15 protein-coding genes are annotated in these 12,545 nt (G+C 63.3%); 11 read left to right on the top strand and 4 right to left on the bottom strand.

The window, feature by feature from the left end:
- Positions 1-144: 144 nt before the first annotated feature.
- Positions 145-1,422 carry a phosphoribosylamine--glycine ligase gene (gene purD, locus AC0L3O_RS03430; RefSeq protein ID WP_031254982.1) on the top strand — a complete coding sequence of 426 codons (1,278 nt, stop codon included), beginning with the start codon at positions 145-147 and terminating at the stop codon, positions 1,420-1,422.
- Positions 1,423-1,446: 24 nt separating this feature from the next.
- Here purD and AC0L3O_RS03425 read toward each other — a convergent pair whose 3' ends face one another.
- Positions 1,447-2,544, bottom strand: a complete 1,098-nt coding sequence (locus AC0L3O_RS03425) for a glycoside hydrolase family 25 protein (protein WP_473615006.1) — start codon at positions 2,542-2,544, stop codon at positions 1,447-1,449.
- A gap of 175 nt (positions 2,545-2,719) precedes the next feature.
- Complete coding sequence (locus AC0L3O_RS03420) at positions 2,720-2,950, bottom strand: hypothetical protein (protein WP_128167695.1); 231 nt, start codon at positions 2,948-2,950, stop codon at positions 2,720-2,722.
- 211 nt (positions 2,951-3,161) lie between these two features.
- On the opposite strand from AC0L3O_RS03420, the gene AC0L3O_RS03415 reads away from it, so the two are divergent.
- The 4 genes from AC0L3O_RS03415 (at position 3,162) to AC0L3O_RS03400 (ending at position 6,396) form a co-directional block, all read left to right on the top strand.
- Entirely contained in the window at positions 3,162-4,931 is a 1,770-nt protein-coding gene (locus AC0L3O_RS03415; RefSeq protein WP_128172022.1) for an acyl-CoA dehydrogenase, read from the top strand.
- Between the two features lie 44 nt (positions 4,932-4,975).
- Positions 4,976-5,728, top strand: coding sequence for a crotonase/enoyl-CoA hydratase family protein (locus AC0L3O_RS03410; RefSeq protein WP_128167693.1), 753 nt, complete (start codon positions 4,976-4,978; stop codon positions 5,726-5,728).
- 69 nt (positions 5,729-5,797) lie between these two features.
- A complete protein-coding gene (locus tag AC0L3O_RS03405) occupies positions 5,798-6,106 on the top strand; it encodes a type II toxin-antitoxin system RelB/DinJ family antitoxin (RefSeq protein ID WP_128167692.1) in 309 nt (102 codons plus the stop codon).
- Positions 6,103-6,396 (top strand): type II toxin-antitoxin system RelE/ParE family toxin, encoded by a 294-nt coding sequence (locus tag AC0L3O_RS03400; protein ID WP_128167691.1) that lies wholly within the window; start codon positions 6,103-6,105, stop codon positions 6,394-6,396. Before AC0L3O_RS03405 ends, AC0L3O_RS03400 begins: the two co-directional genes overlap by 4 nt.
- A 35-nt stretch (positions 6,397-6,431) precedes the next feature.
- On the opposite strand, the gene AC0L3O_RS03395 is transcribed toward AC0L3O_RS03400, so the two are convergent.
- Both AC0L3O_RS03395 and pdxH read right to left on the bottom strand, forming a co-directional pair.
- A complete protein-coding gene (locus AC0L3O_RS03395; protein WP_128172024.1) occupies positions 6,432-6,671 on the bottom strand; it encodes a CopG family ribbon-helix-helix protein in 240 nt (79 codons plus the stop codon).
- A gap of 103 nt (positions 6,672-6,774) precedes the next feature.
- Positions 6,775-7,392, bottom strand: coding sequence for a pyridoxamine 5'-phosphate oxidase (gene pdxH, locus AC0L3O_RS03390; protein ID WP_473533892.1), 618 nt, complete (start codon positions 7,390-7,392; stop codon positions 6,775-6,777).
- 41 nt (positions 7,393-7,433) lie between these two features.
- On the opposite strand from pdxH, the gene AC0L3O_RS03385 reads away from it, so the two are divergent.
- From AC0L3O_RS03385 to AC0L3O_RS03360, 6 genes are all read left to right on the top strand, one after another.
- Entirely contained in the window at positions 7,434-7,910 is a 477-nt protein-coding gene (locus AC0L3O_RS03385) for an RT0821/Lpp0805 family surface protein (RefSeq protein ID WP_128167688.1), read from the top strand.
- A 99-nt stretch (positions 7,911-8,009) separates the two neighbouring features.
- Entirely contained in the window at positions 8,010-8,930 is a 921-nt protein-coding gene (locus AC0L3O_RS03380; protein ID WP_473614813.1) for a DnaJ C-terminal domain-containing protein, read from the top strand.
- Between the two features lie 562 nt (positions 8,931-9,492).
- On the top strand, positions 9,493-9,948 hold the full coding sequence (locus tag AC0L3O_RS03375) for a hypothetical protein (RefSeq protein ID WP_473614812.1): 456 nt from the start codon (positions 9,493-9,495) through the stop codon (positions 9,946-9,948).
- Positions 9,949-10,031: 83 nt separating this feature from the next.
- The gene (locus AC0L3O_RS03370; protein WP_473614810.1) at positions 10,032-10,916 is read left to right on the top strand and encodes a DUF1194 domain-containing protein; all 885 of its coding nucleotides are present in this window, start codon (positions 10,032-10,034) and stop codon (positions 10,914-10,916) included.
- A 156-nt stretch (positions 10,917-11,072) separates the two neighbouring features.
- Positions 11,073-11,891 carry an enoyl-ACP reductase FabI gene (gene fabI / locus AC0L3O_RS03365; protein WP_091596015.1) on the top strand — a complete coding sequence of 273 codons (819 nt, stop codon included), beginning with the start codon at positions 11,073-11,075 and terminating at the stop codon, positions 11,889-11,891.
- A 52-nt stretch (positions 11,892-11,943) separates the two neighbouring features.
- Positions 11,944-12,531, top strand: a complete 588-nt coding sequence (locus AC0L3O_RS03360) for a histidine phosphatase family protein (RefSeq protein ID WP_473614809.1) — start codon at positions 11,944-11,946, stop codon at positions 12,529-12,531.
- The last annotated feature ends 14 nt before the right edge of the window (positions 12,532-12,545 follow it).

The following is a 12,545-nucleotide window of genomic DNA, read 5'->3' as shown; positions in this document are numbered from 1 at the left end:
GCGGCGAACGTCGTCAAGCGTCAAGCGGGCCGAACCATTCCCTGTTCCCGTGTGGAATTGCGCTCAAAGTCTTCCAAATGTCTTGACCCATCGTACGGGGCGCAATAGCGCAGTCCTGATCGTGGAATGGCAAGGGATCTGGGCATGCGCGTATTGTTGATCGGCTCCGGCGGCCGCGAACATGCCTTGGCCTGGAAGATCGCGGCCTCGCCGCTGCTGACCAAGCTTTACGCGGCGCCCGGCAACCCTGGCATCGGCCGCGAAGCCGAACTGGTGACGCTCGACATTGACGATCATGCGGCGGTGGCCCGGTTCTGCACGGAGAAGAAGGTCGACCTCGTCGTGGTCGGGCCGGAAGGGCCGCTGGTCGCCGGCATTGCAGACGACCTCCGCGCTGAAAACATTCGCGTCTTCGGCCCGTCCAGGGCGGCGGCGCGGCTGGAAGGCTCGAAGGGTTTCACCAAGGATCTTTGCGCGAAATACGACATCCCGACCGCCGCCTATGGCCGTTTCGGCGACCTGGCGTCGGCCAGGGCCTATGTCGAAAAGATGGGCGCGCCGATCGTCATCAAGGCCGACGGCCTCGCCGCCGGCAAGGGCGTTACCGTCGCCATGAATTTGGCCGAGGCGCTGGCAGCGCTCGATGCCTGTTTTGACGGGTCCTTCGGACAGGCCGGCGCGGAGGTGGTGGTCGAGGAGTTTCTCACCGGCGAGGAGGCGAGCTTCTTTTGCCTGTGCGACGGCGTCACCGCGCTGCCGTTCGGCACCGCGCAGGACCACAAGCGCCTCGGTGACGGCGACGTCGGTCCGAACACCGGCGGCATGGGGGCCTATTCGCCGGCCCCGGTGATGACGCCGGAGATGATCGACCGCACCATGCGCGAGATCATCGAGCCGACCATGCGCGGCATGGCCGAGCTTGGCGCGCCGTTTTCCGGCGTGCTGTTTGCCGGGCTGATGATATCAGGCGATGGGCCGAAGCTGATCGAATACAACACCCGCTTCGGCGACCCGGAATGCCAGGTGCTGATGATGCGGCTGAAGGACGATCTGCTGGTCCTGCTCAACGCTGCCGCCGACGGCCAGCTTGCACATACCTCGGTGCGCTGGCGCAACGAGGCGGCGCTCACCGTGGTGATGGCGGCAAGGGGTTACCCCGGCACGCCGGAAAAGGGCTCAGTCATCCAAGGCGTCGAACAGGCCGCGGACGATGGCGTCGAGATCTTTCATGCCGGCACCGCCATCGACAGCTGCGGGCTGGTCGCCAATGGCGGCCGTGTGCTCGGTGTCACGGCGACCGGCGGCACGGTCGGCGAGGCGCAGCGACGAGCCTACGCCGCGGTCGACCGGATCGATTGGCCGCAAGGTTTTTGCCGCCGCGACATCGGCTGGCAGGCCGTTGCCCGCGAGCAGGCGCGCTGACGTACAAGATTAGCGGGGGCAAGATTAGCGGGGGCGGCGATCCAACTCGGTCGACGCAGTGCTGACCGGATCGGTAGGTGCGGCTTCAACGGCCGATGCGGAGGGCTTTTCCTTTCGCAGCCACCCCAGATAGTCGGCGATCCGGTGCGGAAGACGCAGCGCTGTCCCTACGGCAGGCATTTGCAAGCTGCCGCGGAACTTGGACCAGCCCGCGCTGAACATGGCGACCATTTCGGTGAAGCTCGGCGGTGGCGCCACGGTCGCATAGGTAAGGGTGACATTGCCGGCAAGGCCGGCCGCCCGCGAGAGAGGCAGCGGTATCGAGGCGAGGTAATCCGGCTGCGCGTCGATCAGGCCGCCGAACGGCCATTGCGCGCGCAACGCGGCGGCATCCATCGGTGCGACATTGACGTCGATGTCGTTCGGCGTGCCAGCCACCCGATAGGGGCAGCGGAACCGGCCGCAATTGGCTTTTGCCGAAAACTGCCAGAGTGCGTAGCCTTGCCAGTTGCCCATCGGAAAATGCACGCCGATATCGGGCTTGTAGCGCGCATACCAGAGCGGCAGCCGCGACAGCAGCCGATATTTGTACTTGTTGTCGGCGATGTGCTTGGCGGTTTTGCCGTTGGTATAGAGCACTGGAAAACGGCCAATCCGCCGATGCACATGGCGCACGAATTCCTCTGCATCCTCGAGCGACATCCATTTCGTCGGGTCGTCATCCTCGATGTCGAGGGCGAGCAGGTCGTCCGGGCCAGGTTTCGCGAAATTGATGAAATTATTGGCCTGTCCGACGGGGTTGCCGGGTCGGGCGAGGTGATAGGCGCCCCATTTCAGGCCGAGCGCCTTGGCCACCACCTTGCGTGTCTGGAACAGTTCCTGTGCCACCGCATGGCGCTTCCACAGCGCCTTGCAGAGCCGCGTCGAGGTCTCGTCGCCGAAACAGAAATACGCTGGCGGCATCCCGTCGGACGCCTTGTTGATGAAGCCGACGATGCGCTTGTCGGTGGCAAGCTCGGTCCAATCGATGGGATTGTATTCGTAGGCGTCGATCACCAGCGCCCGGTCGGCATTCTTCCAGGGCTGGGAGAAGTCCGAGGCTTGTGCCGGCGCCGACGCCATTGCCATCGCGGTCGCGACGGCGAGGAGTCCTGGGCGGCGAAGAGGGTGCGCCGGCAGCTTCAAACAGCAGATCCTTGCTGGCCAAAGCCCAATCCTGAACCGCCATGGTTAAGGAAATGCTTTCGGCGGCCCGCGGCAACCGCCGCGATCGTGCCGGGGATGGCTTTGCTGGTCATCAACGCAGGGCGAGCGGGTGGAACGGGTCGGGCGCCGGCGCCTGCGGCAGCGTTCCCTCAGCCTGGCGCTTGCGGTGATGGGCCAGCGAGCATTGCGGCGAACACAGAATGCCGCGATCCGACCAATATGCGGCGCCGTCCTCGATCTTGCCGCGATGGTGACAAAAACCTGCCGCTCGATAGGGCAGGCCGCATTCGGTGCAGCGATAGGCGTCAGGTCTGGCGAGCACGGGCGGTCCCCTCGACATTCTTGATCGGTCGCCGGTCGACTTGTCCGGCTTTTTTGCCGATTTTAGCGTGAACAATTCCAAATGCAAAATCCGCGTGACAAATCTTGACGTTTACGTAAAAAGAAGGCGGGAGAGGCGACCCAAAAAGCGAATGGTTTTGTGTCGGCACGGATATTAAGTTTCCCTGCCGGACGGAGGAGGAGCGAGCGGCATGTATCGGGCACCGGTCGAGGACATCGCTTTCACGCTAAAGTATGTGGCTGGCTTGAAGCCGGCGCTTGACGCCGGCACTTTTGGCGACCTTGGCGAAGACCTCGTCGACGCCATTCTGGCGGAAGCCGGCCGCTTTGCCGGCGAAGAGGTCGCGCCGCTCTACAAGATCGGCGATGAACAACGCGCGGTGCTGAGCGGCGCTGCCGTCACCATGCCGCCCGGCTGGAAGGAACTTTATCGCCGCTGGATCGACGGCGGCTGGAACGCTGTGTCAGCGCCGGAGGAATTCGGCGGCCAGGCGCTGCCTACCATGCTGGGCGTCGCCGCGCTCGAAATGTGGAACTCCGCCGCCATGGCCTTCGGCATCGGCCCGACGCTGACCATGGGCGCGGTCGAGGCGCTCGACAAGCATGCTTCACCGGCGCTGAAGGCCAAATACCTGGAAAAGCTCGTCTCAGGCGAATGGATGGGCACGATGAACCTGACCGAGTCGCAGGCGGGCTCGGATCTGAATGCCTTGCGCGCCCGCGCCGAGCCGGCCGGCGACGGCACCTACCGCATCTTCGGCCAGAAGATTTTCATCACCTATGGCGAGCACGATCTTACCGACAACATCATCCATCTGGTGCTGGCGCGGCTGCCGGACGCGCCGGCCGGCACGCGCGGCCTTTCGCTGTTCCTGGTGCCGAAATTCCTGGTCGGCGATGATGGCGCGCTTGGCGCACGCAACGACGTCTTCTGCTCCGGGCTGGAGCACAAATTGGGCATCCACGCCTCGCCGACCTGCACCATGATCTATGGCGACGGTTTCGAAGGGACCGCCCCCGGCGCGATCGGCTGGCTGATCGGCGAGGAAAACAGGGGCCTCGCCTGCATGTTCACCATGATGAACAATGCGCGGCTCGCCGTCGGCATGCAGGGCGTTGCGGTCGCCGAAACGGCCACGCAGAAGGCGCTCGCCTACGCCAATGAACGCCGGCAAGGCAAGGCCGCGAGCTATGATGGCAACGCCATGACGCCGATCGTCCATCACCCCGACGTGCAGCGCAATCTCCTGACCATGAAGGCGCTGACCCAGATTGCGCGCGCCATCAGTTATTGCTGCGCGCACGCCATCGACCATGCGCGCGTATCCGTCGGCGATGAAGCCATCCATTGGCAGGAGCGCGCCAATCTGCTGACGCCGCTGGCCAAGGCCTTTTCCACCGATGTCGGCGTCGAGGTCGCCTCGCTCGGGCTGCAGATTCATGGCGGCATGGGATACATCGAGGAGACCGGTGCGGCAGCACTTTATCGCGACGCGCGCATCGCGCCGATCTACGAAGGCACCAATGGCATCCAGGCGATAGACCTGGTGGCGCGCAAGCTGCCGCTTGGCGGCGGCGAGCATGTGCATGGCTACATCGCCGAACTGAAATCCGTCGCCAATCAAGCGCGGACCTCGAACCTTCAAGGTTTTGGCCGCACCGCCGATGGCCTCGACCAGGCGCTCGACGACCTCAGCCAGGCGACGCGCTTCCTGCAAGGGCTGCTCGCCGACGGCCGCTCGGACGCGGCGCTGGCCGGTGCGACGCCTTATCTGCGGCTGATCTCGCTGGCGGCGGGCGGCGCCTATCTGGCGCGCGGCGCGCTTGCTGACCAAAGCCGCATCGCCGTTTGCCGTTTTTACGCCGAAAACCTGCTTGGCGAGGCGGGCGCGCTGAAGGAGCGTGTCATCGGCGGCGCCGAGAGCCTTGCCGCTGCCGGCCAGACGCTGATCTCTGCCTGACAGCCACCAGGTTAACGTTTCACGACGTTCACAAAGGATCACCCGTGACAGACCACATCCTCGTCGAGCGCCAGGGCGCCATCCAGATCCTCCGCATGAACCGTCCGGACAAGAAGAACGCCTTGACGCGGGCCATGTATGCAACAATGTCCAAAGCCCTTGCCGAGGGCGACGCCGATCCGGCGATCCGCGTCCATGTCTTCCTCGGTGTTCCAGGCGCCTTCTCGTCGGGCAATGACCTTGCCGATTTCATGGTCGTCGCCACCGGCGGCGAGGGCGGCACCGAAGTCTGGGATTTCCTGATGGCGCTGGCCAGGACGGAAAAGCCGATGATCTCCGGCGTCGACGGGATCGCGGTCGGCATCGGCACAACGCTCAACCTGCACTGCGACCTGACCTTCGCCACGCCGCGCACACTATTCCGCACGCCCTTCGTCGATCTCGGACTGGTCCCCGAGGCGGGCTCGAGCCTGCTTGCGCCGCAGATTCTCGGCCGGCAAGGCGCTTTCGCGCTGCTTGGCCTCGGCGAAGGGTTTTCGGCCGAGCGGGCGAAAGCCGCCGGGCTGATCTACGCAGTGGTCGAGGAGAACGAACTCGAATCCGCCGTGCTTGCCGCTGCCGGGCAGATCGCGGCCAAGCCGCCGCAAGCGCTGAAGATCGCGCGTGACCTGATGCGCGGTTCGCGTGAAGACCTCGTTGCCCGCATCGGCCAGGAAAGTGAGCATTTTCGGGCGCGGCTCACATCCGACGAGGCCCGCGCCGCCTTGATGGCCTTCATGACCAGGAAGAAGGGCTAGCTGGCGCTACTAGAGTCTAGCTTATGTCATGCACATGCATTACATTGTCTGCTGGCGAAGGAGACTGCCATGCCGTCGAACGCACTGGTCCAGACCCGAATTGACGCTGAGGTGAAGGAACGCGCCACGGCGGTTCTGGAAAACATGGGGCTCACGGTTTCCGATGCCGTCCGCATCTTGTTGACGCGCACCGCGAATGAGGGCGCCTTGCCGCTCGAACTCGTCAGCAACAGTGACGCCCACGATGCCTGGTTCCGGGCGAAAGTTCTGCAGGCGATCGAGGATACCCGGCCGGACGTTGAAGACGCCGACGCCGAAACCCATTTTGCTGGACGGCGGGCGGCAGCGCTTCGCAAGGCGGAGGCAGGTGAATCTTGAGGCTGGTCTGGGCGCGGTTTGCGCTCTCCGATCGCGACGACATCTTCACGTATATCGAAGCCGAAAACCCCAGAGCCGCCGTTCACGTCGACCAGCAGATCGTTTTTGCGACTCACCGTCTCATCGACTTTCCGGAAAGCGGGCGACCCGGCCGGATCGCCGGCACGCGCGAACTTGTCGTCGCGCGCACGCCCTACATCGCCGCTTATGCCGTAGTGGCCGACACGGTTCGCATCCTCCGCATCCTGCATGGCGCCCAGATGTGGCCGGACGAAATAGCGACGGAGTAGTCTCCGTTGAAGATCAGGAACGCGCCAGCGGACGATCATTTCCGCGACTTGACGTATTTTCCGACAACAGCGGCTACATCACGGTCACTGGCAAAGTCGCCGCGCTCGACGTCGGCCAATCCGGCTTCTATCTCGGCGAGTTGCCATTCCTCACGGGCCACGAAGTCCTCGATAGCCTGCGCGGCCACATAGGAGCGCGAGCGGTCGAGCTTTTCGGCAAGCTGGTCAAGCCTCTTTGCGGTTTCGTCCGGGACACGCACGGTAAAAGCCGTCATAGAAAGAACCTTTCATGTTGGTTCACTATGACTATTGGTGAACCAAGGTGGTTCGGCAAGATTGCCCTAGGCTCCTTGGTGAAGCTGCTTAAGGGCCAGCCGCTCAGGGATAAAGCCTTGTCTTGTCCCAGCCGCCCCCAGCGCTGCGCGAGAAGACAATGCGGTCGTGCAGCCGGAAAGGCCGGTCGTGCCAGAACTCGATCGTCTGCGGCACGATGCGGAAGCCTGACCAGTGTTTCGGCCGTGGGATCACGCCGATCGCATGGCGCGCCGTGTATTCGGCAACGGCCTTTTCCAGTGCGAAGCGGCTCTCCAGCGGCCGCGACTGTTTCGACGCCCATGCCCCGATGCGGCTGCCGCGCGGACGTGTCGCGTAATACGCGTCCGCTTCCGCCTCGGTAACGATCTCCACCGGCCCCCGTGCACGCACCTGCCGGCGCAGCGATTTCCAGTGAAAGCACATCGCCGCCTTCATGCTGCCAAGAATCTCGCGGCCTTTGGCGCTCTCGAAATTCGTGTAGAACACAAATCCGCTTTCATCGAACCCCTTGAGCAGCACCATCCGCACATTCGGCATGCCCTCGGCATCGACGGTCGCCAGCGCCACGCCGTTGGGATCGTTGATCTCACTCTTCGTCGCGTCGTCAAGCCATGCGGCAAACAGGCGGAATGGCTCCGCAGCCTCGGCAAAGTCACCGCTTGTTAACTCAGTTTCGCTCATAGTTTTTCCAAATTTTATTGCCGGCCGGGGGAGATTGCCGATTGTCGCGCATCGCGCAACTTTTTGACAGCAGGCAATGGCGCCTTATTGCTTCCGCCAGCGCGCAAATTGCGGTCAAGGCCGCCGCGATCGTGCTGGTCGCCTTGCCGCTTGCCGCTTGCGGTGCTGGCGGCTTCAGTTTGGAGCAGGCGGAGGTCGACCGTACGATCCTCACCAGCAGCACGCCTGCCTCTGCCATGCCGATCGACCAGGATCGCGCCTCGGACCAGGCGACGATCCGCAACGCGGTGTCTTCAGCCGATATCCAGGAACTTGCCGGTCAGGCCGTTCCCTGGGCGAATTCCGATACCGGTTCGCGCGGCTCGATCACCGAACTGGCGGAGTCCAGGGACAACGGCCAGCTTTGCCGCCGCTTCACCGCCTCACGCGAAAGCTTCGACGGCGTCGCCCTGTTCAAGGGCGAGGTGTGCCTGGCCGGCGCCGGCGCCTGGCAGATGCAGGACTTCAAGGCACTCTGATTTTCCGCCATCATATGACCGTAAGCTACTGGAATTTCTTCCTATGCGAGCGCATATAGATGGCAATCATGGACTCACTCCTTCTCCAGGGCAGGAAGCATGCGCGACCCCTATGAGGTGCTGGGCCTTGCCAAGAACGCATCGGCCAAGGATATAAAATCGGCGTACCGCAAACTCGCCAAGGAGTATCATCCGGACCAGAATCCGGATCCCAAGGCGAAGGAGCGGTTTGCCGCCGCCAACCAGGCTTACGAGATCGTTGGCGACGAGAAGAACCGGGCGGCTTTCGATCGCGGCGAGATCGATGCCGAGGGCAAGCCGCGCTTTCAAGGCTTCGAGGGCGCCGCCGGCAGCGCCGATCCGTTCGCCGGTTTTCGCCGGCAGCAAGGGCCGGGCGGCTCGCGTTTCGAGTTTCGCTCAGGCCGACCGAGCGGCGATCCGTTCGACGGCAGCAGCGACATTTTCAGCCAGATTTTCGGCGAGACCTTCTCTCGCGGCGCCGGCATGGGCGCCGGCCCGCAGGCGCCGTCCGGCGCCGACCTGAACGTGACGCTCGACATCACCATCGAAGAAGCGGCGACTGCCGAGAAGGTAACGGCGATGTTCCCCGACGGGCGCAAGGTCGCCGTCAAGCTGCCAGCCTATGTCGAGGACGGCCAGACCATCCGGCTGAAAGGCCAGGGCGAGCAAGGGCCGGGGCAACCGGGCGATGCGCTGGTCAAGATCCGCTTCCGGCGGCATCCGCGCTACCGTGTCGAAGGCCGCGACCTTCACGCCGACCTGCCGGTTGCGCTGGCGGATGCCGTGCTGGGTGCCAAGGTGGCGGTCGAAACGCCGACAGGCAAGGTTGCAGTCAATATTCCCGCCTGGTCGAGCTCGGACAAGGTCCTGCGGCTGAAGGGCAGGGGCCTGCCGGAAAAAGTCGGCGGTCACGGTGATCTCTACGCGCATGTGCGGCTGATGCTGCCTGAGGGTGGCGACAGCGATCTCGAAGCGTTGATGCGCAACCGCAAACGCTAGCCTGGCGCGTCAAAGCCGCGCTACGCCGCAAACGCTCCTGTCTCTCACCTGTCCGTTTTGACCGACTGCAGGGCTCAGCCACATTCCGCGACATCGCTCGATGGCCTCCCGGAACATGTCCGGCTCGCGCCAGGCAGGTGAGTCGCTTGTCGCCGGAGCGTTTTCTTATGCGTGGGCGGAATAAACCCGCGGCCGCCCCGTTTCCAACCCGTTGGTCGACTAGCGAAATTGCCCGTCAAACAAATAGCAACGAAGGAGCGCGTCGGATTTGCTGGGTCATGCGTTATCGAGTTTGGAAAGTGCGTTCGGAGAAATCCGGGCTATGTATCGAAACGACAGGCTCAGCAGGGTTTTCGCGCTGATACTAATATGCCTGAATATCTTCGTCATCACCGTTCCATTCGCGATCGAGGCGCTTCGATCAGCCGGAATTTCACGTTACGACCTGCCTTCGCGTCTTAACATCAGCAGGGATGGATCGCTGCCCGAGATGTTCAACTACGGGCAGGCCGCGCTTTGCGCCCTGTTTCTGTTCGGCATCTGGCTTCGAACCAGGGAGCATATGTTTCTTGCCTGGTCGCTGATTTTCGGTTTTGTCACGCTCGACGACGCCGCCCGTTTCCATGAGCGGGGCGGCCTGCTGCTGTCAGCGACATTCGACCTCGTCTCGCTGCCGGGCATGCGGGCTCGCGACACCGGGGAAATCATCACCTGGTCGGTGGTCGCGCTCGGCCTGCTGGCGCCGCTGCTGTGGTCATTCTGGCAAAGCAGACCGAGGCAACAAGCCCTCGGATCGGTGTTTTTGCTGCTGTTCGCGTGTCTTGTGGGCTTTGCCGTGGCGGTGGACATGCTGCACTTCCTGACTGGCTCGAAGCTCGTTGGCTACGCGGAAGACGGCGGCGAGATGCTGTCGATTGCCGTCGCCTGTTGCTGTGCGTTCATCCTCTATCGCGGGCTGGGGCGTGATGCGGATCTTCACGCAATGGATCCGAGCCTGCCATTCTCAAAGCGGACATAACCGAATTGCGGAAACGGCCGCGCGAACAGGAGGAATAAGTTTGGCTCCGGCCCGTTACCCCGGGATCATTCCGGGAGGAGCCAATGCCGTCGCACCTGTTTCCGTCCGTTCCAACGCGCTGGTTCCGGCGTCGTTCAGAACACCAGGCGGTGAAGCCGAAGCCTGCTATGCCGGCGAAACCTTGCCGCTGGCGCGCCCTTCACCTCGCCCTGCCACTGATGGTCTTCCTGTGCGGCGCTTCGCCAGCGGCCAACGCGGTCGTGCCGGGCACCGACGCCAATGTCGTCACAGCAATCGACGTATCGGACTCGATCGGCCGATATGAGGAATGGCTCCAGCAGGCCGGGCTCGTGCGGGCGCTCGTCCACCCCGACTTCCTGCGCGCCGCCACCGCCGGTCCGCGGCGTCGGATCGGGTTCGCCGTCATCACATGGTCAAGCGATGGCAAGTTCGACCTGTTGGTGCCCTGGACCGTCATCGGCTCGGCCGAGGACGCCGCGCGCGTGTCTCAGGCGCTCGCTTCGGTGACGCTCATCGACCGAACCCATTACGGAGGCGGCGATATGGAGCAGGACCGCGACGGCGACGCTGATCCCGCGGCGATGCACGATCGTCTGACAGACATGTCGGAGGCGATCGCCTTTGCTTCGCTCCTGTTGACGTCATCGCCGCACGCGACGCAGCGCGCGGTCATGAACATCTGCGCCAACGGAACCGACAATTTCGCGGGCGGAACAGAATCCTCGCGAGACGCGGCGCTGGCGCAAGGTTTTACGATTAACGGATTGGTCCTGGGGCAGGATGCGGAACTTGCGCAATATTTCCGCTCCAGCGTGATCGGCGGTCCCGGAGCGTTCGCCATGGACATCTCGGATGCGAAAGACGCCGGTGAATTCATGGCGAGGAAACTTGTTCGCGACCTATTGGCGTCGGCGCCGGCAGATGCGCCTCGTTTCAGGATCGAGTGACCTCTTCGACGCACAACTACGCTTGCAGAACTGCTGCATGGCATCCAGGTCGGAAGGTCAGCCGGGCGGGCACTGTCCGTTTTGAGCGCTTGAAGGGGCTCTGTGCCTGTGCGATAGCCACTTCACGAAGCAGCAAATCTTGCGGAGAGCGCTCACATGGCGGGTGGACAAGGCATTATGGCCGGCAAGCGCGGGCTTGTCCTTGGCGTCGCGAACAATCGGTCGATCGCCTATGGCATCGCCAAGGCCTGCGTCGACCATGGCGCCGAAATCGCGCTGACCTATCAGGGCGAGGCGTTCAAGAAGCGCGTCGAGCCGCTGGCGGCGGAACTCAACGCCCATGTCGCCGGCCATTGCGATGTGACCGATCCGACAACGCTCGATGCGGTATTCGACGACATCGCCAAGCGTTGGGGCAAGCTCGATTTCCTCGTCCACGCCATCGCCTTTTCCGACAAGGACGAGCTGACAGGCCGCTATGTCGAGACGACGCGCGACAATTTCCTGCGCACGATGGACATCTCGGTGTTTTCCTTCACCACCATCGCCAAGCGCGCCGAGGCGCTGATGACCGATGGCGGCTCGCTGCTGACGTTGACTTATTACGGTGCGGAAAAAGTGATGCCGCACTACAACGTCATGGGTGTTGCCAAGGCAGCGCTCGAAGCCAGCGTGCGCTATCTGGCCGTCGACCTCGGCGCCAAGAAAATCCGCGTCAACGCCATCTCCGCCGGTCCGATCAAGACGCTGGCAGCCTCCGGCATCGGCGATTTTCGCTACATCCTGAAGTGGAACGAATACAATTCGCCGCTAAAGCAGACGGTGACGCAAGAGGAGGTCGGCGATTCAGCGGTCTATTTCCTTTCAAACCTTTCACGCGGCGTCACCGGCGAGGTCCACCATGTCGATTCCGGCTACCATGTCGTCGGCATGAAGGCGGTCGACGCGCCTGATATTTCGACCGTCAAGGAATAGACCCGCCTCGAATACCCTCTCGCCTGTTCTCGACCGCTCTCCGGATGACCTGATGTATCCGCTCGTCTACATCGCGCGCCATGGCCAGACGGTGTGGAACGCCGAGTCCCGGCTGCAAGGACAGGCCGACACCGATCTCAACCCGCTCGGCCGCGAGCAGGCGACCGGCAATGGCCATCGGCTGGCGGAACTCGTTCAAAACCCCGAAGATTTCGATTTTGTCGCCAGCCCGATGCGGCGAACGCGTGAGACCATGGAACGCATTCGCATGGCGATGGGGCTCGATCCCCAAGCTTACCGCACCGATCCCCGCCTTGTCGAAATGAGTTTCGGCGACTGGCAGGGTTTCACCTTTCGCGAACTCGAGGCTCGGCATCTCGGCTCGGCCAGGGAGAGGCGCCTCGACAAGTGGAATTTCCTGCCGCCCGGCGAGGGCGCCGAAAGCTATCAAATGCTGCTCGAACGGGTAAAGCCGTGGTTCGACGCGCTGGACCGCCGGACGGTCTGCGTGACGCATGGCGGCGTCGTGCGCGTCCTGTTCCGCATGCTGCTGGGAATGCCCGAGAAAGAAGCCGCAAGGCTGAATGTGCCGCACGATCGGTTGCTCAGGCTGGAGGGCCGACGCCTGGAGTGGCTCTAATGCACGTCGCCCAA

The sequence above is a fragment of the Mesorhizobium sp. WSM4810 genome, assembly GCF_055811235.1.
The sequence above is the reverse complement of the archived record's forward strand: the minus strand, read 5'-3'. Positions and strand labels throughout refer to the sequence as shown.

Excerpts from the sequence above, each read along its gene's own strand:
- AC0L3O_RS03370 (WP_473614810.1), top strand. The coding sequence starts at position 10,032 with ATGCCGTCGCACCTGTTTCCGTCCGTTCCAACGCGCTGGTTCCGGCGT.
- AC0L3O_RS03415 (WP_128172022.1), top strand. The coding sequence starts at position 3,162 with ATGTATCGGGCACCGGTCGAGGACATCGCTTTCACGCTAAAGTATGTG.
- AC0L3O_RS03380 (WP_473614813.1), top strand. The coding sequence starts at position 8,010 with ATGCGCGACCCCTATGAGGTGCTGGGCCTTGCCAAGAACGCATCGGCC.
- AC0L3O_RS03405 (WP_128167692.1), top strand. The coding sequence starts at position 5,798 with ATGCCGTCGAACGCACTGGTCCAGACCCGAATTGACGCTGAGGTGAAG.
- AC0L3O_RS03360 (WP_473614809.1), top strand. The coding sequence starts at position 11,944 with ATGTATCCGCTCGTCTACATCGCGCGCCATGGCCAGACGGTGTGGAAC.
- fabI (WP_091596015.1), top strand. The coding sequence starts at position 11,073 with ATGGCGGGTGGACAAGGCATTATGGCCGGCAAGCGCGGGCTTGTCCTT.
- AC0L3O_RS03375 (WP_473614812.1), top strand. The coding sequence starts at position 9,493 with ATGTTTCTTGCCTGGTCGCTGATTTTCGGTTTTGTCACGCTCGACGAC.
- pdxH (WP_473533892.1), bottom strand. The coding sequence starts at position 7,392 with ATGAGCGAAACTGAGTTAACAAGCGGTGACTTTGCCGAGGCTGCGGAG.
- AC0L3O_RS03395 (WP_128172024.1), bottom strand. The coding sequence starts at position 6,671 with ATGACGGCTTTTACCGTGCGTGTCCCGGACGAAACCGCAAAGAGGCTT.
- AC0L3O_RS03425 (WP_473615006.1), bottom strand. The coding sequence starts at position 2,544 with ATGGCGTCGGCGCCGGCACAAGCCTCGGACTTCTCCCAGCCCTGGAAG.
- purD (WP_031254982.1), top strand. The coding sequence starts at position 145 with ATGCGCGTATTGTTGATCGGCTCCGGCGGCCGCGAACATGCCTTGGCC.